Origin of the sequence: Paraburkholderia solitsugae (assembly GCF_013177695.1) — a bacterium.
Classification (GTDB): Bacteria; Pseudomonadota; Gammaproteobacteria; order Burkholderiales; family Burkholderiaceae; genus Paraburkholderia; species Paraburkholderia solitsugae.
Window position 1 is genome coordinate 1 of sequence record NZ_WOEY01000050.1, and the last position, 20414, is coordinate 20414.

The 20414-nt window shown below is 61.5% G+C and carries 21 protein-coding genes; 10 read left to right on the forward strand and 11 right to left on the reverse strand.

Going from position 1 to position 20414, the window contains the following annotated elements:
- The 6 genes from GNZ12_RS12045 to flhD all read right to left on the reverse strand — a co-directional run.
- Positions 1–884, reverse strand: an 884-nt coding sequence (locus GNZ12_RS12045) for an Hpt domain-containing protein (protein WP_172310550.1), incomplete at its 3' end; no start/stop codon positions are given.
- Between the two features lie 98 nt (positions 885–982).
- Positions 983–1360, reverse strand: a complete 378-nt coding sequence (locus GNZ12_RS12050) for a response regulator (RefSeq protein ID WP_172310551.1) — start codon at positions 1358–1360, stop codon at positions 983–985.
- A gap of 84 nt (positions 1361–1444) precedes the next feature.
- Positions 1445–2452, reverse strand: a complete 1008-nt coding sequence (gene motB / locus GNZ12_RS12055; protein WP_172310552.1) for a flagellar motor protein MotB — start codon at positions 2450–2452, stop codon at positions 1445–1447.
- 21 nt (positions 2453–2473) lie between these two features.
- Positions 2474–3334: a flagellar motor stator protein MotA gene (gene motA / locus GNZ12_RS12060; RefSeq protein WP_172310553.1), complete on the reverse strand. Its 861-nt coding sequence runs from the start codon at positions 3332–3334 to the stop codon at positions 2474–2476.
- 251 nt (positions 3335–3585) lie between these two features.
- Positions 3586–4146 carry a flagellar transcriptional regulator FlhC gene (gene flhC, locus GNZ12_RS12065; RefSeq protein ID WP_172310554.1) on the reverse strand — a complete coding sequence of 187 codons (561 nt, stop codon included), beginning with the start codon at positions 4144–4146 and terminating at the stop codon, positions 3586–3588.
- 51 nt (positions 4147–4197) lie between these two features.
- Positions 4198–4518 carry a flagellar transcriptional regulator FlhD gene (gene flhD, locus GNZ12_RS12070; protein WP_268959025.1) on the reverse strand — a complete coding sequence of 107 codons (321 nt, stop codon included), beginning with the start codon at positions 4516–4518 and terminating at the stop codon, positions 4198–4200.
- Positions 4519–5225: 707 nt separating this feature from the next.
- On the opposite strand from flhD, the gene GNZ12_RS12075 reads away from it, so the two are divergent.
- Positions 5226–6290, forward strand: coding sequence for a glycosyltransferase family 4 protein (locus tag GNZ12_RS12075; protein ID WP_172310556.1), 1065 nt, complete (start codon positions 5226–5228; stop codon positions 6288–6290).
- A 294-nt stretch (positions 6291–6584) separates the two neighbouring features.
- On the opposite strand, the gene GNZ12_RS12080 is transcribed toward GNZ12_RS12075, so the two are convergent.
- Positions 6585–6887, reverse strand: coding sequence for an H-NS histone family protein (locus GNZ12_RS12080; protein ID WP_172310557.1), 303 nt, complete (start codon positions 6885–6887; stop codon positions 6585–6587).
- Positions 6888–7177: 290 nt separating this feature from the next.
- On the opposite strand from GNZ12_RS12080, the gene aqpZ reads away from it, so the two are divergent.
- The 3 genes from aqpZ to GNZ12_RS12095 all read left to right on the forward strand — a co-directional run bounded on the left by aqpZ (position 7178) and on the right by GNZ12_RS12095 (position 9346).
- The gene (gene aqpZ / locus GNZ12_RS12085; RefSeq protein ID WP_172310558.1) at positions 7178–7918 is read left to right on the forward strand and encodes an aquaporin Z; all 741 of its coding nucleotides are present in this window, start codon (positions 7178–7180) and stop codon (positions 7916–7918) included.
- 144 nt (positions 7919–8062) lie between these two features.
- Complete coding sequence (locus tag GNZ12_RS12090) at positions 8063–8758, forward strand: histidine phosphatase family protein (protein WP_172310559.1); 696 nt, start codon at positions 8063–8065, stop codon at positions 8756–8758.
- A 285-nt stretch (positions 8759–9043) separates the two neighbouring features.
- Positions 9044–9346, forward strand: a complete 303-nt coding sequence (locus tag GNZ12_RS12095; protein ID WP_172310560.1) for a PXPV repeat protein — start codon at positions 9044–9046, stop codon at positions 9344–9346.
- Positions 9347–9428: 82 nt separating this feature from the next.
- Here the strand turns inward: GNZ12_RS12095 and GNZ12_RS12100 are convergent, their stop codons facing one another.
- Positions 9429–10250: a Cof-type HAD-IIB family hydrolase gene (locus GNZ12_RS12100; RefSeq protein ID WP_172310561.1), complete on the reverse strand. Its 822-nt coding sequence runs from the start codon at positions 10248–10250 to the stop codon at positions 9429–9431.
- Between the two features lie 87 nt (positions 10251–10337).
- Complete coding sequence (locus GNZ12_RS12105) at positions 10338–11219, reverse strand: BadF/BadG/BcrA/BcrD ATPase family protein (protein WP_172310562.1); 882 nt, start codon at positions 11217–11219, stop codon at positions 10338–10340.
- Between the two features lie 140 nt (positions 11220–11359).
- Here GNZ12_RS12105 and GNZ12_RS12110 point away from each other — a divergent pair, with 140 nt between their 5' ends.
- Together GNZ12_RS12110 and GNZ12_RS12115 are read left to right on the forward strand one after the other, a co-directional pair.
- A complete protein-coding gene (locus GNZ12_RS12110) occupies positions 11360–11956 on the forward strand; it encodes a DNA-3-methyladenine glycosylase I (RefSeq protein WP_172310563.1) in 597 nt (198 codons plus the stop codon).
- A gap of 332 nt (positions 11957–12288) precedes the next feature.
- Positions 12289–12714 (forward strand): hypothetical protein, encoded by a 426-nt coding sequence (locus GNZ12_RS12115; protein WP_172310564.1) that lies wholly within the window; start codon positions 12289–12291, stop codon positions 12712–12714.
- Between the two features lie 132 nt (positions 12715–12846).
- On the opposite strand, the gene rpsU is transcribed toward GNZ12_RS12115, so the two are convergent.
- Together rpsU and GNZ12_RS12125 are read right to left on the reverse strand one after the other, a co-directional pair.
- Positions 12847–13059, reverse strand: coding sequence for a 30S ribosomal protein S21 (gene rpsU / locus GNZ12_RS12120; protein ID WP_006050883.1), 213 nt, complete (start codon positions 13057–13059; stop codon positions 12847–12849).
- Between the two features lie 359 nt (positions 13060–13418).
- The gene (locus tag GNZ12_RS12125) at positions 13419–14360 is read right to left on the reverse strand and encodes an aldo/keto reductase (protein WP_172310565.1); all 942 of its coding nucleotides are present in this window, start codon (positions 14358–14360) and stop codon (positions 13419–13421) included.
- Between the two features lie 267 nt (positions 14361–14627).
- Between GNZ12_RS12125 and GNZ12_RS12130 the strand changes: the two genes are divergently transcribed.
- The 4 genes from GNZ12_RS12130 (at position 14628) to GNZ12_RS12145 (ending at position 20381) form a co-directional block, all read left to right on the forward strand.
- Positions 14628–15773 carry a flagellin gene (locus GNZ12_RS12130; protein ID WP_172310566.1) on the forward strand — a complete coding sequence of 382 codons (1146 nt, stop codon included), beginning with the start codon at positions 14628–14630 and terminating at the stop codon, positions 15771–15773.
- A gap of 157 nt (positions 15774–15930) precedes the next feature.
- A complete protein-coding gene (fliD, locus tag GNZ12_RS12135) occupies positions 15931–17448 on the forward strand; it encodes a flagellar filament capping protein FliD (protein WP_172310567.1) in 1518 nt (505 codons plus the stop codon).
- Positions 17449–17467: 19 nt separating this feature from the next.
- Complete coding sequence (locus tag GNZ12_RS12140) at positions 17468–17767, forward strand: flagellar protein FliT (protein WP_172310568.1); 300 nt, start codon at positions 17468–17470, stop codon at positions 17765–17767.
- Between the two features lie 259 nt (positions 17768–18026).
- Complete coding sequence (locus GNZ12_RS12145; RefSeq protein WP_172310569.1) at positions 18027–20381, forward strand: O-linked N-acetylglucosamine transferase family protein; 2355 nt, start codon at positions 18027–18029, stop codon at positions 20379–20381.
- The last annotated feature ends 33 nt before the right edge of the window (positions 20382–20414 follow it).

Here is a 20414-nt window from a genome sequence, read left to right on the forward strand (position 1 = left end):
GTCTGTGCTGCTTGCGCCGGGGTCGAGTCGGCAGCGTCCGGCGTTCCAGGTTCGCCTTGCTGCGTCTCGTCCGCCGGTGCGGTGCCGCGGCCGATCGCGATCTGACTTTCGTCAATCACGAAACAGCACACGGCAATGATGTCGTCGGCGGTCACATCGGTCTTGAGCCACAGCGTCAGATCGCCGCCGCTCTTGACCTGCCCGACGATGTTGCCCAAGTTGCCGAGCTCTTCGGCCAGCAGTTCCTGGTCCTTCTCACCTACGCCCCGTAGCGTAATTTTCAGATGTGGGCCGGCGGCGCCACCTGCGTCGCCCGCGCCCGCGGCTTGCCCGGTCTGTGCCGGTTCGCCGTCAGTCCATTCACCCGCCGCCTGCACCGCCTGTTCGACGACGTGCTCGGGCGGGGTACCGCCTTGACCTGCTGCCTGTGTTGCTACTGGTGCCGCGGAGGCCGGCGCCGCGGCCGCGGGTTGACCCTGCGCGGCACCGAGGCTGCTTTCCGCATGCAACTGTTCGAGCTTCGCGCAGATCGCGCGGGCGACCGCCGCATCCGGCTCGGCGCTCGCGCGATAGTCCGCGAGCTGGCCCGACAACACGTCCTTGGTTTCGAGGAACGTGTCGATCATGTCCTTGCGCAGCACGAGTTCGTTATTGCGGGCGCGGTCGAGCAGCGATTCGAGAATGTGAGTCGTTTCCGTCAGCGCGGTAAAACCGAACGTCGCCGCGCCACCCTTGATCGAATGGGCCGCGCGGAAAATCGCCGCGAGGTCTTCGGGGTCCGGGTGCGCGATATCCAGATTGAGCAGCAACTGCTCCATCTGCGCGAGCAGTTCGTCCGCTTCGTCGAAGAAGGTCTGATAGAACTGAGTGATGTCGAGTGTCATGCCTGGGTCACCGCGAGAGTTCCTGTCTACGCTTGGGCTGTCGTGCCGCCGCGTCGAGAGCTTCTATAACTTGTGTAAAGGGGGCGCTTAGGGGCTGCTCATGCCTCACCTGGTTCGGCTAACGCTGCCACCAGTTCGGTCAGCATGTCCGGGTCGAGCGGCTTTTCGATCCAGCCGGTCGCCCCCGCGGCCCGCGCCGCCGCCTTGAACGGCTCGCCCGATTCCGTCGTGAGGACGAGGATGGGCGTGGCCTGGTAAGCGGGGTTGCCGCGCAGTTCCGTGATCAGATCGAGGCCGGTCTTGCCCGGCATGTGCTGGTCCGTCAGCACGAGGTCGAACGACATGGCGAGCGCATTTTCGAGCCCTTCATTGCCATCCGCCGCGAGCGTCACTTCATAGCCGGCCGTCGTCAGCGTTGCGGCGAGGATTTGCCGCATCGATGCCGAATCGTCGATTGCCAGGATGTGCCTGATCATGAAAACCTCGCTGCACTTACGCGTTGGACCGGCTAGCCGTCCGCGCCACCCGCGCGCATGGAACGGTCAGCCGGTCGCGATCTGTTACTGGGCTGCCGGCGCTACCGCCGGCACCTTCGGTGCAACCGTCACCGGTTGCGCAATTCTTTGCAGCAGCGGCTTGGAGCCGGCTGCATCGTCCGACAAGGTGGTCGTGGTGGAGTCGTCATGGTCAAGCGCCTCCTCCGACTTCTTGTTCAGCACGATGATGCTGATGCGGCGGTTTTCCGGGTCCATCGGGTCCGCCTTGTTCAGGTTCTGCGTCGACGCGAGACCGAGCACGCGCATCACCTTCGCTTCATCCATGCCGCCGGCGATCAGCTCACGGCGCGACGCATTGGCGCGGTCCGCGGACAGTTCCCAGTTGCTGTAACCCTTCTCGCCGCCCGCGTACTGCGCGGCGTCGGTGTGTCCTTGCACGATGATGCGGTTCGGCACGTCGTTCAGCGTGTGGCCGATTTCGCGCAGGATGTCGCGCATGTACGGTTCAACCACATCTCTCGCGGTCGCGAACATCGGCCGCTTCTGCGAGTCGACGATTTCGATACGCAGGCCGGTCAGTGTCGAGTCGATGCGGATCTGCTGCTTGAACTGGCGCAGCACCGGGTTCGCTTCAATCGCGGCCATCAGCTTGACCTGCAGATCGTGCAGACGGACCTGTTCGCGGCGTTCCAGATCGCCCTGCGACTGCTTGACCGAGTCGTCGTCGTTGTGTGAAGCGGTGCGCTCGGCGCGCGCGCTCGAGCCGTCAGTGGTGCGCGTCACGCCCTGCGCGTCGGTCGAAATATCACGGCCGCCGCCTTTCAGAATGCTCGAGTCCTCAGCGCTGCGATCACCGCCCCACAGGGTGATCTTCAACGGCTGGTTGAAGTAATCGGCGATGCCCTTCAACTGCACGGTGGAGGCCGAACTCAGCAGCCACATCAGCAGGAAGAACGCCATCATCGCGGTCATGAAGTCCGCGTACGCGAGCTTCCACGCGCCGCCGTGATGACCTTTCTTGGCCGGCGCGGAGCGCTTGACGACAATGGCGCGGTCTTTATCCTTGCTCATCGAATCGGTTCCCGGCGCCCGTTACTTGGCTTTGACGCGGCGCACGTGCTCTTCCAGCTCGGCGAACGACGGGCGTTCAGTCGAGAAGAGCACCTTGCGGCCGAATTCGACGGCAATTGCCGGCGCATAGCCATTCAGGCTGGCGAGAATCGTCACCTTGATGCACTGGAACATCTTGGTCGACTCGGTCACGCGCTGTTCGGCGACGCTCGCGAGCGGCCCGATCAACCCGTACGAAAGCAGAATCCCGAGGAATGTGCCGACCAGCGCCTGGGCAATCATCTCGCCGAGCACCGCAGGCGGCTTGTCGGCGGAGGCCATGGTGTGCACCACGCCCATCACCGCGGCCACGATCCCGAACGCGGGCATGGCGTCGCCGACCTTGTTCAGGGCGTGCGCGGGCGCCTCGCCTTCCTGGTGATGCGTCTCGATCTCCTCGTCCATCAGGCTTTCGATCTCGAACGCGTTCATGTTGCCGCCGACCATCAGACGCAGGTAGTCGGTCAGGAATTCGATGATGTGATGGTCGGCGAGAATCTTCGGGTACTGGGTGAAGATCGGGCTCTTAGACGGATCGTCGATGTCGGCTTCCAGCGTCAGCGTGCCTTCCTTGCGCGCCTTGGCCAGCAGGACGTAAAGGAGCGCCATCAGCTCCATATAGACGTCCTTGTTGTACTTCGCGCCCTTGAACAGGGTCGGAAGGACACGCACTGTCGCCTTGATGGTCTTCATCCCGTTGCCGAGAATGAACGCGCCGAGACCGGCGCCGACGATCATCAGCACTTCGACAGGCTGCAGCAGCGCGCCGAGATGGCCGCCTTCCAGCGCGTAACCGCCGAAGACGGACAATAGCGTCACGAGTGTTCCCACGAAAATCAGCACTGCCGAGCCCTCACAAAGAAGCGACGGTGACCGTCGTTAATCTGGTTTACGGCAACGGGGCAGAAAACTTTGACGGAAAAGCGGCTCGTCGCTCCGGTGTTAACCAGAGGCGGGTTAAACCGGGCCGGCCTGGTCCGGCATCGGCCGGGTGGGCCGCAGAGGCCGCCGCATGGGGGTGGGGATGCGCGCAACGGCGCGTGTAACGGCATGCGCGCCCTGTTGCGCACCGTGGGCGTATGCCGCCCAGCGGCTCAAACCGCGAGCGCAGCGAGGTTTTCCCGGGCCCGGGCGTCAGCAACTTTCTTTGTCTTACCGGCGCGCGAAGGGGGCTGGCACAGCCCGCAAACGAAGGCGTGCTGCGGATCGTGCGCATGCGCGACAAAATGTCCGCCGCACCGGCAGCAGGCGGTCATCTGCAGCATTCCGGAGTCGAAGAAGCGCACCAGCGTCCAGGCGCGCGTGAGACTGAGCACGGGCTCGTCGTCGTGCAACTGGACATGTTCCAGATAGAGCCGGTAGCTCTTCACGATCGACTGGATGGTCTGACAGCCGCCATGGCCGGCCATGAAACGGTAGATGTTGTAGAACAACGATGAGTGAAAGTTCGGCTGCCAGGTCATGAACCAATCGGTCGAAAACGGCAACATGCCCTTGGGCGGCGACACCCCTTTCAGTTCCTTGTACAGCTTGATGAGCCGGTCGCGTGACAGGCTGGTTTCAGCTTCCAGCAATTGCAAACGCGCGCCAAGCTTGATCAGTTCGATGGCCAGGGTAATTTCCCTGACTTCCTGCACAACACTTTTAGATGCCATCCGCTCGCATTTCCCCCGTCCTGATCGCTTTATTTGAATTACACGCTGCCATCAGCCGAGTTGCACGACGGGTTGGCTTGCCATCAGGATCGCGGAATGCGCCTGAGCCACGGCGCTGGATTTGCCTTTGTCCGCAAGAGCGGACAGCACGGCATGGTCATCGAAACGGAAACGGCACAACACCTGGCTGGACGCCGCCAGCTTCACGGTCTGCGCCAAAGACAGATTGGCGAGCACGTCGGCTAACTGGTCCGAAATCCCCATACGAAACATGCCCATCGGCTTGTCTTCGCGCAGCAGACGCTGAGCGAGCAGGAGATAAGACAGGTTGACTTCTCTGATCTCATTGAGCATTTCGCTTGTCGCGCTCATGATTCCCCCGGGGTGTATCTGGCTGGTCAGGCCGTTACGGAAACGTTTGCTCGAACGCGCGCACTTAAACCGCACGAATCGGCTCGTTTCTGGTCTTGCGTGCATTGTGGCGAAAGGGGGCGCGGACGAAAATCGGACAGACACCCAGCCTGCCTGACGGATTAATCCGTCATTCGTGTAGGAATTTTTCCTACACGGAGGAGGTCAGAAGCAAGGCTGGGCAGGCGAAGCGGCGCGCAGCTTGGGACTTGCGATGCGCTTGGGATAATTCTTCAGCAGAAATGTGAACCAAATGGTGAGTCCTAAGTGACTCACGGTCCGCACCTTGCAGCGGTGAGAAAGAATTATAAGTCGTTTTCACTTCTGCGCAACGCGCGTGGTGTAGGGCCCGCCCTCCAGTCCCCGGGACCGTCCCTTGCTGGTATTGCCTCAGCGTCTGACGGCCCACCTCGTTGTGCGTCCCGAGGAGCGGGACAGCCCGCCTGCCTACCTGTAACGCATCATGTTTCGCGCTGTAACAACATTAAGTGTTTGAAAAATAACTCGAATTAGCGCGGCCGATCCCGATAATGAAGCCTAGGGATTACCCGATGCAGGTTCGGAGCACCCCCGGGCGGCGGCTTACCGCGCCCAACCGTCCGTCAGGCTTTCGCTCCTCGCTCTACTCGAGCGCCGTTGTGCGAAGCCGTTTTGAACAGGAGAAACGCATGCGAATCGCACAAATTGCGCCGCTGTATGAAGCTGTCCCGCCGAAACTCTACGGCGGCACCGAGCGTGTCGTCTCGTATCTGACCGAAGCGCTGGTCGACCTCGGTCACGACGTCACGCTGTTTGCGAGCGGCGACTCGGTCACCTCCGCCAACCTCGACGCCTGCTGGCCTCGTGCGCTGCGCCTCGACCCGACGATCCGCGATGCGCTGGCTCCGCATGTTCTGATGATGGAAAAGGTGCGCAAGGTCGCGCATGAGTTCGACGTGCTGCACTTTCACCTCGACTACATGCCGTTCCCGCTCTTCACCACCATGGACACGCCGTTTGTGACCACGCTTCACGGCCGTCTGGACTTGCCGGAACTGCAACCGGTGTTCGACGCATTCTCGAATGTGCCGGTGGTGTCGATTTCGGATTCGCAGCGTGCGCCGCTGCCGCAGGCCAACTGGCTGAACACGATTTACCACGGCCTGCCGGAACAGTTGCTCACGCCGCAAACGCACAAGGAGCCGGAATACCTGGCGTTCCTCGGTCGGATCTGTCCGGAGAAGCGCGTCGATACAGCTATCAAGATCGCTGCACAAAGCGGTCTGCCGCTGAAGATCGCCGCCAAGGTGGACAAGGTCGACCAGGAATACTTCAAGAAGGAAATCGAACCGCTGCTCTCCATGGCGCACGTGGAGTTCGTCGGCGAGATCAACGAGGCGCAGAAGCCTGAGTTCCTGTCAGGCGCCAAGGCGCTGCTGTTCCCGATCGACTGGTCGGAGCCGTTCGGGCTTGTGATGATCGAATCGATGGCCTGCGGCACGCCGGTGATCGCGTACAACCGCGGCTCGGTACCGGAAGTCATCGACCACGGCGTGACCGGCTACATTGTCGAGGACGTTCAAGGTGCGGTGGCCGCGCTGCAGCGTCTGGACGAACTGTCGCGCACCGAGATTCGCGCGCAATTCGAACGCCGCTTCAGCTCGAAAACAATGGCTCAGAATTACGTTGACGGCTACTCGGCACTGATCGAAGCGACGCGTCGCCCGATGTTGCGCCAGGTCGCGGTGGGGTAAGTGACGCGCTTAAAACGGCTGACGCTTTTTATGCGCTCAGCCGCTTAAGTCGTGCTTCTGCCGCTTACGCCGCTTTCCGATTCGCACGCCAATCACGAGTAAATTTGCCTGTTGAATCGTTTGCGCGAGTGGTTACCCGGAGTTAACCCGCTTCTACTACGAAAAAGCCGCCTCTCAAGGGCGGCTTTTTTAATACGGGCATGGATGCGCTTCCATCCTGGATTAGCGCGGCGCGGATAAACAAGCCGCCACCGGCCAACCTTCAGTTGGCTTTCGCCCAGACGAGCACGGCATTCAAACCGCGCCAATCAGAAAACGTTCGCGATTCTTGCCAACAATCCACTTTGGCGGTTTGCCACGCCCGCTCCAGGTATTGCCCGATTTCGGATCCTGGTACTTGGCCGGCAGTGGTGCCTTCTTCGGCGGGCGTCCGCGCTTGGCGGCGACCGCAAAGCCAAGGTCTTGCGCGGTGAGACCGTATTCAGCGATCTTTTGGCGGATGTCGGCGACGACGTTATCTAGTTCAGTACGACGGGCTTCGTCTGCTTGTGCCTGCAATTTGGCGATCTGCGCCTTGAGGTCTGCATATTGAGACATTTCGGTTCTCCCCTTTTCTAGAACTCATTCGCTCGCAGACTAGCTGCAATTATAAAAATTCGCAATGGACAATAATACCGATTTAGGAAGATTTCATCTGATAATTATTAAGCGTCGATGAATTGTAAAACACGATTTTTATCAGGCAATAATAGGTAAAGGCGACTCCACCTTGACAATTCTTGACACCTGATTTGGCAGTCTTTCCCTAGAATTGCACGCTCAAAGACATGCACCCGCGCTTAGCGCGCATGCCATTCCAAGCGTCAAACATTTTAGGATTACCAATCATGCAGTTGTCAAAGCGCCTTGCTGCCGAGCTGTTCGGCACCTTCTGGCTCGTGCTCGGAGGCTGCGGCAGCGCCGTCCTCGCCGCTAACTTCGCCGGCCCGGTCCACGGTCTGGGCATCGGTTTCGTGGGCGTTGCGCTCGCGTTCGGCCTTACTGTCCTGACCATGGCTTATGCGATCGGCCACATCTCCGGCTGCCACCTGAATCCGGCGGTGAGCGTCGGCCTGACCGTCGCCGGCCGTTTTCCGGCCCGCGACCTGCTGCCGTACATCGTCGCTCAAGTGGTCGGCGCGGTGCTGGGTGCGCTGGTGCTGTCGTTGATCGCCTCGGGCAAGCCCGGTTTCGACCTCGTCGCCAGCGGTTTCGCCAGCAACGGCTATGGTGAGCGCTCGCCAGGCCATTACTCGCTCGCTGCCGCGTTCATTTGTGAAGTGGTGATGACCGGCTTTTTCCTGTTCGTCATCCTCGGCGCAACCGACAAGCGCGCGCCGGCCGGCTTCGCGCCGATCGCCATTGGCTTGTGCCTGACGCTGATTCACCTGATCTCGATTCCGGTCACCAACACGTCGGTGAACCCGGCGCGCTCGACCGGCCCGGCGCTGTTCGTCGGCGGCGCAGCGGTGGATCAGTTGTGGATGTTCTGGGTCGCCCCGATCATCGGCGCAGTGATCGCAGGTGTGCTGTACCCGCTCATCGCCGAAAGCCGCCGCGGCAATTCGCAGGAGCTGGCGCTCGACTGATCAGCGAGTGCGCTATCCGGGCAGTCAAAGCGGGCGCTACGGCGCCCGCTTTGTTTTTGTGCGCATCATGCAGGCGGCCCAGCGGCTTGCCAATGGCCCGCTGCTAGAATCGTGCGACTTCCCAAGCTCACACAGGTACGATCGATGACCCGTTTCCGCGGATTCCTGCATGGCGTCGCACTCTCCATCGGCGGTCTGTGTGCTGGCGTACTCGCGTTGCCCGCTGCCCATGCCGCGGACAGCAATACTGAAACGCTCGTATTCGTGCGCCACGGTGAGAAACCCGCCAAGGGTTACGGCCAGCTCAATTGCCAGGGGCTCAACCGCGCGCTGGCCCTGCCGGCAGTGATTGCCGCCAAGTTCGGCAAACCGGATGCGATCTACGCGCCCGATCCCGGCCAGCAAAAGGACGACAGCGGCCACTCCTATTACTATATTCGGCCGCTTGCGACCATCGAGCCGACCGCCATCCAGTTCCAGATGCCGGTGCAAACGCCGTACGGCTTCGCCCAGATCGACCAGCTTGGCACGGCGCTCGTCAATCCGGCCAATCGCAACAAGCTGATTGTGGTTGCGTGGGAGCACAAGCTGATCGTGAAGTTGCTGCGCCAGATGATGAGCACGCATGGCGGCAATGCCGCGGATGTCCCCAACTGGCACAGCGACGACTTCGACAGTATCTATATTGTTCGTCTCGACTGGCGGAACGGCATCGCCCACGCCAGTTTCAAGCTCGACCGCCAGGGACTGAATGGCCGCGCTGTGGATTGCCCATGCGCGGCACTGCCGGGAGCGCCTTCCGCGGCTGCGGCCGGCGCTTCCGCTGGCTCAGCTGATTAATTGGGTAATACAGATGTAAGCCGTGATTACGGGCGCGGCCACCCAATTGCGGCAATAGGCGGCGGGAACTGGATGCCGGCTCGTTCCAAGGAGCCGAGCGGCCTTATTCGACGGGCCTTCGAGCGGAAAGCCCGTACCGCGCGTTGCGTTCGAATGTTCCTTCCACTGCCTTTCAAACTCTGCGACGATGCTTGCAGTCCGTAACATCTCGTCTCACTAACCAGCGACCGGAATGCGTAGATTGGTCCTGTGCGACAAACATACGTCGCCTCACAGGAGAACAACATGAAACGCATCGTCACTCACTTGCTGGTTGCTACTGGACTCGCGGCGGGCGCATGCGGTGTCGCGCAAGCGCATACGGATCTGAATATCGGCCTGTCGCTCGGCGCACCGATTTATGCCCAGCCTGCCCCCGTCTACGCAGCGCCGCAGCCGGTGTACTACGGCAACGGCGGCTGGGACCATCGCTACGACCGCGGCGGCTACTATCGCGACGACCACCGGGATAACCGCGGCTGGGATCACAACGACCGCCACTGGGGTCACGATGACCGCGGCGATCACCGTGGCGGATGGCACGGCTGATCGTAACGTTGGCTCGTAAGGTCGCGTAGGGACGCGAACAACCGGCCCGCATCCGCGAAAGGGGATGCGGGCCGGTCCGTTTTCACGACATCAGTTCGTCGTCGAGCAAGAACAGTTTGCGCAGATGGTGCGCAACGCCCGCTTCGAAGTTGTTGCCGATGCGCGGCACGTTCGGCAGACGCGAGATGAGATCGGGATTGGCGTTGTTCATCATGAACGGATGGCCGGCTGTCTCCAGCAGATCGATATCGTTCATGTTGTCGCCAAACGCCACGCATTGCGAGGCATCGACGCCGAGGCGCTCGAGCACGATCTGCAAAGCACGCCCCTTCGACACGTTCGACGTCATCACCTCAAGGCAATCCGGCAGCGAATAGGTCACGTACAGCGCGTCGCCAAATTCGCGCGCCAGGTTGGCCGAGATTTGCGCGAGATCGGCGGGTTCACCGATGTAGAGCACCTTGGCAATGTCGACGCCGTCGTGCTTCGGCAGATCGGTCACTTCATAGGTGAAGCCGGAATCCTGATGGAATTTCAGCAGGTCCGGCGCATCCCGGTCGATCAACCACGCCTGGTCGGCGAACAGGTTGACGATCACGCGGCCATGCGCGCCGACGATTTCCGGCTGCACCAGCCGCTGCACAATGGCCGGAGGCAGGTCGTCGGCGTGGATCACCGTGTTGTCCGGCGCGTGAATGCGCGCGCCGTTCGACGTGATCAGATACGGGCTAATGCCTAGCAGGTCGCGAATGGCCGCAACGTCGCAGTAGTGGCGCCCCGTTGCGATCACGAACTGCTGCCCATCGCTTTCCAGCTTACGCACCGTGGCGATCGTGAACGGATCCACCTGGTGATCGGCGTTGAGCAGCGTGCCGTCGAGATCAGTAGCAACGACTTTGTACATAGGGTGAGCAGCCGGGCAGCGTCAAAGATCGCATTTTACCGTTGTGCGCCGCATCCGCGAGATCGCGCCCGGCGCGCCAGCCGATTCTCAACCGGCGATGCGAACCGCTTCGCGCTGCGCCAACTGCAAACCGCCGTGTGCCGAGTCCGCCAACGGCTCGCGCAAGCGAGCCTGATAGATCTCTGGCACGTACTCGCGCAAGGGTGCGCCGAGACCGCCGCACAGCGCGACAGGCAGGGTCGCCGAAGGGTCGAGCGCGGCAATCATCTTGCCCACATCCACGCCGGCCTCGCCGAGCAGCCGCGCCGCGAACGGATGCGTGCGATGCGCGATGACGATCGGTGCAAGCCGTGCATAAGCGGTCTGATTGGCTTCACACAGCCAGACTACGAGACTGTCGCGGTCATGCGCACCGGTGTGGGCAAGCAGCGCCTGCGCCAGATCATCGTTGGGCGCACGCCCGTCGAGCGCCTGTTGGGCGTGCACGATGGCTCGCAGCCCGAGCCAGGCGCCGCTCGCTTCGTCACCTGACGGGTAACCGAAGCCGCCGGCAACCCGGCATTCGCCATTGCCGTCAAGCACGGCCGCCTGACTGCCGGTGCCAAGCGCGACGACCACGCCGTGCGCGCCGCCGTGCGCACCCAGCAACGTGGTGTACACATCGCTTTCCACTGCGAGCCCGGCTACCGCTGGCGCCTGCGCGCGAAACGCGGCCAGCCAGTCGCGATTATTGACTCCTGCCAACCCGCAGCCGAGTACACAGCGCGACCAGTCCAGCGGTACACCGGCGCCTGCAAATGCGCTGGCGCAGCCGGCTTCGATGGCCTGCCACGCGCGTTCCACACCGAGGCCCAACCCCGACGGCCCGCTCGCCGCCTGCGCCAGTTCGCGGCCCTGCGCGTCGCCGAGTACGACGCGCGTACCGCTGCCGCCGCCGTCAATGCCGATCAGAAAGAGGTCTTTATTCATCGAATCGAATGAGTTCAGGTGGTGAATATCGCACAGCGTGGCAGGTCAGTTTCAATCCTGCAATCGGCCGAATGGCCAGCTTGCAGCACGCGCAGCTTCCGCTATGCTGACGGGCGACATGACCACGCGGGAGCGCGAACGTGACACAGCGATGCAACTGGGTATCGAGCGAAGCGCTCGCACACTACCACGACACAGAATGGGGCGTGCCCTCACGCGACGATCAGCATTTGTTCGAAATGCTTGTGCTGGAAGGCGCGCAGGCGGGTTTGTCATGGTCGACGATTCTGAACAAACGGGCCGGCTATCGCCGCGCATTCGCCGACTTCGACATCGACAAGGTAGCGCGCTTTACCCCTAAAAAGGTCGACGCGCTGGTGCTGGATGAAAGTATCGTGCGCCATCGCGGCAAGATCGAGTCGGCGATTACCAACGCGCGCGCCGTGCAGCAGATTCAGGCCGAGCACGGCTCACTCGCCAACTTCGTGTGGTCGTTCGTCGATCAGACGCCTATCCAGAACGACTGGGCATCGTATAAACAGGCGCCCGCATCGACCGAAGTTTCGGACGCGCTCAGCAAGGGCCTGAAGCGCTATGGCTGCAAGTTCGTCGGCTCGACGATCTGCTATGCGTTCATGCAGGCGGTCGGCATGGTGAACGACCACGAGGCGAGCTGCATGTGCCGCGCGCGATGCGCGGCGCTTGGCAAGAAGGGACGCAATCGTAAAGCGGGCTGAGGCGGCGGCGGGGTCACCGGAAAGGAAAGGGCAGAAAGCTCCGACGGATCAAGGCAAAAACCGCGCGGAGCCGGCGCTACCGCGACTGCGGGCTATCCGGTAAAGCCCCGTCTACGTTTTTTGCGCGCCCGGTCGTTATAGAAGTAAGAGCGCTAGCCGCTGCGGTGGCGGGCCGCGTCGCCGAGCCGGCATAAGCGGCAAACGAGCCAAACATGCGAATTGAAGGCTTTTCGCCGTGCTAGTCCGGGTTTCGCTATTTGGCGCGTGCCCGATACTGCCTTTCATGCGCTCGAACAACGAATAACCGCTGCGTAACGCACGGGAGACCGACCATGAAAACCCTAAACTTCCTGACGCATCAGGAAATTTTCGATCAAGCCGTGGATCATCTGCTCATCCAGAAGCGCGCCGCCTTGCTGCCGCGCGGCGGCGGTGCTTACCGCGGCTACTGTGGCGGCTGCCCGGTCGGCAGCTTCATCAAGCCGCGCGACTATATGAGCGCGATGGAAGGCGTTCCGGTGCGCTACATCGGCAAGGCGGCCATCGAGGTGCCTGCTTACATGGATGCCGGTATATCTGCGCTTAAGAAGGCGCTCCTGCGCGCCAACCTCAATGTGTACGACCCCGCTACGGTCGCCCTGCTCAGTTGCCTGCAAAATGTGCACGACGTGTTCGGCACGTGGGAGTGGCACGAGCGTCTGAGCTCGATTGCCCGGCAATTCGGTCTATCTGCCGAGCGCCTGAAGAGCGCCGCGTAACGCGCTCTCCGTGCAGCCGCAAAAGCCCAACGTAAATCGGCGTCCCAAAAGCAAAACGGCGATGTGGCTTCTTTCGAAGCTCACACCGCCGTTCGGCGTGCAATGCGCGAAATGCAGCGCGGAAAAGCGTGCTTAGTGCAGCTTTTTCGGCAGCATCTGGCTGCGCAGGCGCTTGTGCAGGCGCTTCACAGCAGCAGCCTTCTTGCGCTTACGTGCCGTGGTCGGCTTTTCGTACGATTGGCGCTCACGCAGTTCAGCGATCAGGCCATTCTTTTCGATTGCGCGACGAAAGCGGCGAATCGCCACTTCGAACGGCTCGTTTTCTTTCAGAAGAATCGTCGTCATGTAATTCCTAACTCAATCACTTGATAGGGGTAAATTGCGTGGCGGATACCGCTCACGCGCCGGCCCTCCGGTCGTTCCGATTCATGGCCAGTAACAGGCAAACGCGGGAAAAATCCCGGCCAAACCACGAATGAAACGAGAGGCATAACGGCCACGGAGGCCGGAAAAGAGAGGTGGGGAGTTCACCGCGGAACGCGGACAGACGTAAAGCCGAAGCCGCGTCTGTTGCCGTTTCGCCAACCTTTCATCAATGAAAAAACATTAACGAAACAGGCAAAGATCTCAATTCACTCCCGATGATATCAGGAAACTCACCATCCTACCAGGGGTTTAGCGATCGCGCCAGGTCCCCTGCGCGATCAGGCGCTCGCCTCGTCCAGTTCGCGAATATCGGCGCCGGTCAGCATCAAATGGACGGCGGCGGCCAAGCTTTTGAGCTGGTCGAGTGTGGTCGCGCTGGCAATTGGGGCCGTAACACTCGGGCGGGCGATCAGCCATGCCAGAGCGACAGTGGCTGGCGTGCTGCCGTGCCGCCCGGCGACCCGGTCGAGCGCGTCCAGAATCCGCAAACCACGTTCGTTCAGATACTTCTCGACCCGACTGCCGCGCGCCTTATTGGCCAGATCGGCCTGCGAACGGTACTTGCCGGACAGAAAGCCGCTTGCAAGACTCCAGTACACCACCACGCCGAGCTGATTGGCGAGCGCCACCGGCTCGATGTCACGCTCATAGCCCGCGCGATCGTACAGGTTGTACTCCGGCTGCAGCAACTGGTACTCGGGCAGGCCGTGCCGGCGGGACACGACGAGCGCTTCCTCCACGCGCGCGCCGCTGTAGTTCGACGCGCCGATCACCCGCACCTTGCCCGCCTCGATCAGTTTCTGATAGGCGCCGAGGGTTTCGGCCAAAGGCGTTTCGGTGTCGTCGTCGTGAGAAAAATAGACGTCGATGCAATCGGTCTGCAAGCGCCGCAGCGAATCCTCGACTGCCGCCTGAATGTTCGCCGCCGACAAGCCCTTGCGCTGCGGATGCTTGGAAACCTTGGTGGCGAGCACGATCTTGTCGCGCTTGCCGCTCTGCCTGAACCACTTGCCGATGATGGTTTCCGATTCGCCGCCCTGGTTGCCCGGCGCCCACGCGGAATAGACATCGGCGGTATCGATAAAGTTGAGCCCGGCATCGACAAACGCATCGAGGATCGAAAACGAGGTGGCTTCATCAGCGGTCCAGCCAAATACATTGCCGCCGAACATAAGCGGCGCGACCTCCAATTCGGAACGTCCAATCCGGCGCTTTTGCATGATTTCTCCAGGGTTTGCCTCAAGAGAGAAGCAGAATACGCCGTCTTTTCAATACCTGCAGTGGATCTCCCGAACAAGGCTGCAAGCGGCTTACAGACGATCGAGCGCGTAACCCGTCGTAAAAACAATTGGGTCGCTATTGCACAAAGTCCCTCAAGTTTTTTTTAGACGCGCCGTCAACCTTCACTGAGGCGGCCAGCAATGAACGAGTGCTTCCGCCGATGCCAACGTGGCGTTTTGGGCTCAAGGCTTATTTAGGAGATTTTCATGCTCGGAATCAATAGCAACATCAACTCGCTGGTTGCACAGCAAAACCTCAATGGCTCGCAAAGCGCCCTCTCGCAAGCCATCACGCGCCTGTCGTCGGGTAAGCGCATCAACAGCGCAGCTGATGATGCAGCAGGTCTGGCAATCTCGACGCGTATGCAAACGCAGATCAACGGCCTGAACCAGGGCGTGTCGAATGCGAATGACGGCGTGTCGATGATTCAAACCGCATCGAGCGCACTGTCGTCGCTGACCTCCAGCCTGCAACGTATCCGCCAACTGGCCGTGCAAGCATCGACCGGCACGCTGTCGTCGAGCGACCAGGCAGCACTGCAGCAAGAAGTTTCGGCACAGATCTCGGAAGTGAACCGTATCGCGTCGCAAACGACGTACAACGGCACGAACATTCTGGACGGCTCGGCAGGTAACGTGACGTTCCAGGTCGGCGCGAACGTTGGCCAGACCATCAGCCTGAACCTGAGCCAGTCGATGTCGGCAGCGAAGATCGGTGGCGGCCTGGTGCAAACGGGTCAAACGGTCGGCACGGTATCGGTCAGCCTGACTGCGTCGGGTGTTTACACGTCGGCTGCTAGCCCGGCAATCACGGCGGTCAACGTACTGTCGGACGGACAGGGCGGCTTCACCTTCACCGATCAAAACAACCAGGCGATCGCCTCGACAGTCGCAGCCGCGATTTTCAGCTCGGGCACGGCGGCAGGTACCGGCACGGCCATCACGACCCTGGCGCTCAGCGCCGGTGCAGAGTCACCGGGCGCAGCTTCGGCTGCTCAGGTTGCAGCAGTCGCACAGATCGACGCAATCAACGCCCCGCCGACGGTTTCGAACCTGAACATCAGCACGGTCACTGGCGCGAACGAAGCGATGGTCTCCATCGACAATGCACTGCAGACCGTCAACAACCTGCAAGCATCGCTGGGTGCCGCACAAAACCGCTTCACCGCAATCGCAACGTCGCAGCAAGCTGAGTCGACCGACCTGTCGTCGGCACAATCGCAAATCACGGACGCCAACTTCGCACAAGAAACGGCCAACTTGAGCAAGGCGCAAGTGCTGCAACAAGCTGGTATCTCGGTGTTGGCGCAAGCTAACTCGAACCCGCAGCAAGTTCTGAAGCTCCTGCAGTAAGAGCGGACGCAGTAACGGGGATGCGCCGCGAGCAAGTGCGGCCCATCCCCGGGTTGCAAACAGCGGGAGGCATGCCTCCCGCTGTGCATTCCCATCACGAAGTGATGTAGCATCGCGCACCACCCGATACAGATTCCTAGACGCTTGGAGCTTCCGCATGTCCTCGATCTCAACCACGTCTTCCGCGGCGTCAACCGCCGCCGCCAATGCAGCGTTGCAGTCGGCCGCGCAATCGATCATTAGCGGTTCGACCGGCAATTCGTCGATGGACGTCGGGACGCTCGTGACGGCCCTCGTGAACGCGAAGACCGCAGGACAAGCCGCGGCTCTGACGGCGCAACAAACCTCGGACAATACTCAGGTGTCCGCATACGGCGCCCTGACCGCCGCGCTGGATGCGCTACAGTCGGGCATGGCCGGCCTTGCCACCGGCGCCACGCTGTCGACTTTCGCGGCAACCGCAAGCGGCACTGGACTGACGGCCACCGCAGGTACAGGCGCCGTGGCCGGCAGCTACTCGGTGGGGGTCACCCAGATTGCCAGCTCGCAGGCCTTGTCTTCGGCAGCCTTCGGCGCCACGACACAACTGGGCACCGGCACGCTGACGATCTCGCTGGGCAGCCAGTCGATGAATATCAACGTCGACAGCACCAACAACACGCTCGCCGGCATTGCCTCCGCGATCAACTCGGGTAGCGGCAACCCCGGCGTCACGGCGACGATCGTGACCGGCTCGACCGGCGCCCACCTCGTACTGCGCGCGGCGAATACAGGCGCAGCCAACGTCATCAACGTCTCGACCAGCAACGTCACCACTGACAACGGCCTGTCGAGCCTCGGCGTGACTTCGACTGCCAGCACCACTGGCGGCCAATCGTCGATTACCTCCGCGAATTCGAGCAACGCCTGGACGCAGAGCTCGTATGCCGAGGATGCGGAATTCACGGTCGGTGGGATCGCCGCCAGCAGCTCGACCAACTCGGTGACCACCGCTATTTCCGGCGTCACATTGAATCTTGCGGCCGCTTCCGCGGGCACCACGCAGACGCTGAACATTACCGCCGACACCTCGGCGCAAAGCACCGCGATCAACAATTTCGTGAGCCTCTACAACACCGTCGTCACGACGATGTCGACGCTCACGTCATACAACTCCTCGTCTTCGTCGCAAGGCCCGCTGCTGGGCGACTCGACACTGCAGACGATCCAGAACACGCTGGCCACGATCGTCGGCAGTGCGGTCGGCTCGGGCACCACGGGCAGCACGCTGGCGGCGATCGGCATTACGCTGAAGGACGATCCGGCGGACGGCACGATGGTGATCAATAACACCACGCTGAGCACCGCGCTAACGAGCAGTCCGGCGACAGTCGCCTCGCTCTTCAACTCGACCAACGGCATTGCCGAGCAGTTGAATAGCAGCATCACCAACTTCACGCAGACCGGCGGCCTCATCGATACGCGCACTACTGCGCTGAATACCGACCTGCAGAGCATCACCACGCAACAAAGCGCACTCGCCGACTACACGGCTCAACTGACGAGTCAGTATCAGGCGCAGTTCACCGCGCTCGACACGCTGATGGCGACGATGAACAACAATTCGCAATACCTGACCGCCCTGTTCGGCGGGGCCAACAGCGCCGGCGCGCTGGCGTCCGCCAACAACACCTAAGTCCACGGACTCGCTCGAAATGAACCAGACCGAACTGATCGAACGGCTGCTGTCGATGACCCGGGAAATCGAACAGGCCGCCTCACTCGCCGACTGGCCGGAAGCGGCTCGCCTGACCGAAGCACGCTCGCCGCTGCTGATGTCGCTGTCGGCGAATCAGGAACCGGCGGCGCTGGAGATGATCCGCCGGATCCAGGCTATCGACGAAGCGCTGCTCGTCGACGCGGAAACCACTCAAAACGAACTGCACATCGAATTTGAAGCCGCGATGGGGCGCACCAAGGCCGCCGGTGAATACCAGCGGATCGCCCGCATGTAGGCGCCCCTAGGCCTGAAGGCCGCTGTCCGGCTAGAAAACGGCCGCACAACCCGCTTGACCCAACAATAAGAACTACGCGCTGAAGTCAGGGCGCGCTCGTTCCCTCAGCCCGCCTCGTGCGGGCTTTTTTCTTGGTGTTCGGGCTTCCGCCGCCGCTCTCCATGCGCTAAACAGGCGGCTTTTTCACCGTCATCTCCGCGCATCGGAAACGCCCTCCCCGTCGCACAATTTCCGTCATAGACCATTCTGCGCTGAGACCATGACTCTCCTCCACGAGCAGCCGACGGCTGAACCCTTGACGCCCGAGCAACAGTTCGAGCATGACATCGCTCTGGTTTTGCAGACCGCGCTGGCGCATCACCACAAGGAGGAGTTCGACGACGCCGAAGCGCTGTATAAGGCGATCCTCGACGCCAGGCCCAGCCACGCCGACGTGCAGTACAACCTCGGCGTGCTGTACGCGCAGCGCAGTCGTCCTGCCGAGGCCCTGCCACACCTGGAAGCCGCGCTCGGCGGCGCGCCGAACAACGGGCAATTCTGGGTTGCTTACATCAGCGCATTGATCGACGCGGACCAGATCCAAGCGGCCTGGCTGGCGCTAGAAATGGGGCAGCAAAGGGGATTGAAGGGGCCTGCGGTCAACGGACTGATTACGCGGATGGCACACGGCGATGCCGGGTACGCCACCGCCGCGGTCGCTTCGGTCGTTGTATCGCCGGAACCCTCTACGATGGTGGTCATTTCGACAGGCCGGGACGCCACGGAGACCACAACGGCAGCACTCGATACGCGCCGCCCCTCTCCACAAGAGATAAGCCGCTTCAACACGCTCTACGCCAGGGGCCACATTCCGGATGCCATCAAGCTCGGACGAAGCCTGACGGAACGATTTCCGTCGAGCGGCTTCGCATGGCGCTGCCTCGGTATCGCTCTTCACAAAGCTGGCCAATACAGCGACGCCGCCGAGCCCCTGAGAAACGCCATAACGTTTGGTAGCGGCGATTCCGACGTTCGCAAGGCATTGGCTGACTTGCTGCGCTTGCTCGGTCAGTATGCCGATGCAGAAGCCGAGTGCAGAAAACTGCTCGAACTACATCCGGACCATTCAGAAGGTCATCGTATCCTTGGCATGGTGATCGCCAGCTTAGGCCGCGCCCGCGAAGGGATCGCCGAGTGCCGTCGTGCAACCGAACTCACGCCCGACTACTCGGAGTCGCATAGCACGCTGGGCGTCGTGCTGCTTAACGCCGGCGCCACGGACGAGGCCGAGCTATGCTTTCGCCGCGCGCTCGAGCTCGATCCCAAAAATGCACCGACGCGCAGCAATTTGCTCTTCACGATCGCGCACAACCCTAACATCGCTGCGGAGCAAATCTACGCCGAACATCGCGAGTTTGCCCGGCTTCATGAAGCATCGCTGCGCTTGCCGAAGCCGCGTCATACGAATAACCGCGCGCCCGATCGCCAGTTAAAAGTGGGCATCGTCTCCGGCGACCTGTTCCGGCATGCAGTGGCCTCCTATCTAATGCCAATCATCGAGCCGCTCGCGAAAGACGAGAGCCTGCAGCTCCATGTCTATTACAACCATGTGCAAGAGGACGATTACACGCAGTGGTTGCGCACCCAGGCGCGCCATTGGAGCATGATCTCCGGCATGACGGACGAGCAATTCATCGCCAAAGTTCGCGCCGATAAAATCGATATCCTGATCGACCTGAGCGGACACACCGGCCGTAATCGGTTGCAGGCGTTCGCGCGCAAGCCTGCGCCGATTCAGGTCAGCTGGATCGGCTACCCGGCGACGACCGGTCTCGATGCGATGGACTACTATCTCAGCGACCGCTTCTTTACGCCGTTCGGCGAAATCGAGCAGCAGTTCTCCGAGAAGCTCGTGCACCTGGCCGCCATCGGACCGTTCCAGCCGGACAAGAATTCGCCGCCGGTCAACATCCTGCCGGCCATGCATAACGGCTACATCACGTTCGGCAGTTTCAACCGGCTAAACAAGTTGCGTCCCGACGTGATCGCCGTGTGGGCGAGGTTGCTTCGCGAGTTGCCCACTGCCCGGATGGTCCTAGGTTCGATGACCGGCGACGAAGGCGATGAAAACCTCATCAGCTGGTTCGTCAACGAAGGCATTTCACGAGACCGCCTGACTTTCCGCCCGCGCTCAACCATCGCTGTCTACCTGCAACAGCACTTCCAGGTCGACATCTGTCTCGATACCTTCCCCTATACCGGTTCGACGACCGTTCTGAACTCGCTGTGGATGGGTGTGCCCACCCTAACGATGGCCGGCAAGACCATGGCAAGCCGGGCAGCAACGGCATGGCTCGCCCATTCGGGTCTCGACGCGTTCGCGGCCGAAGATGCGGAAGACTTCGTGGCAAAGGGCGTCAAGCTGGCCTCCGACATCCCTGCACTCGCCAGCATCCGCACGGCGTTGCGCGAACGTTGCATGCAGTCAGCCCCATTTCAACCGGAAGTGGTTGCAAAGAGCCTTTCACGCGCATTTCGCACGATGTGGCAGCGCTGGTGTGACGGGCTCGCTCCCGCAGCCATCAGCACGGACGATCCGCAAGCAGCAAGCGGCGACCCGGTTCACACCGCATAACGGCCGTCATCCGTGACCCGGACTAAAAAACAG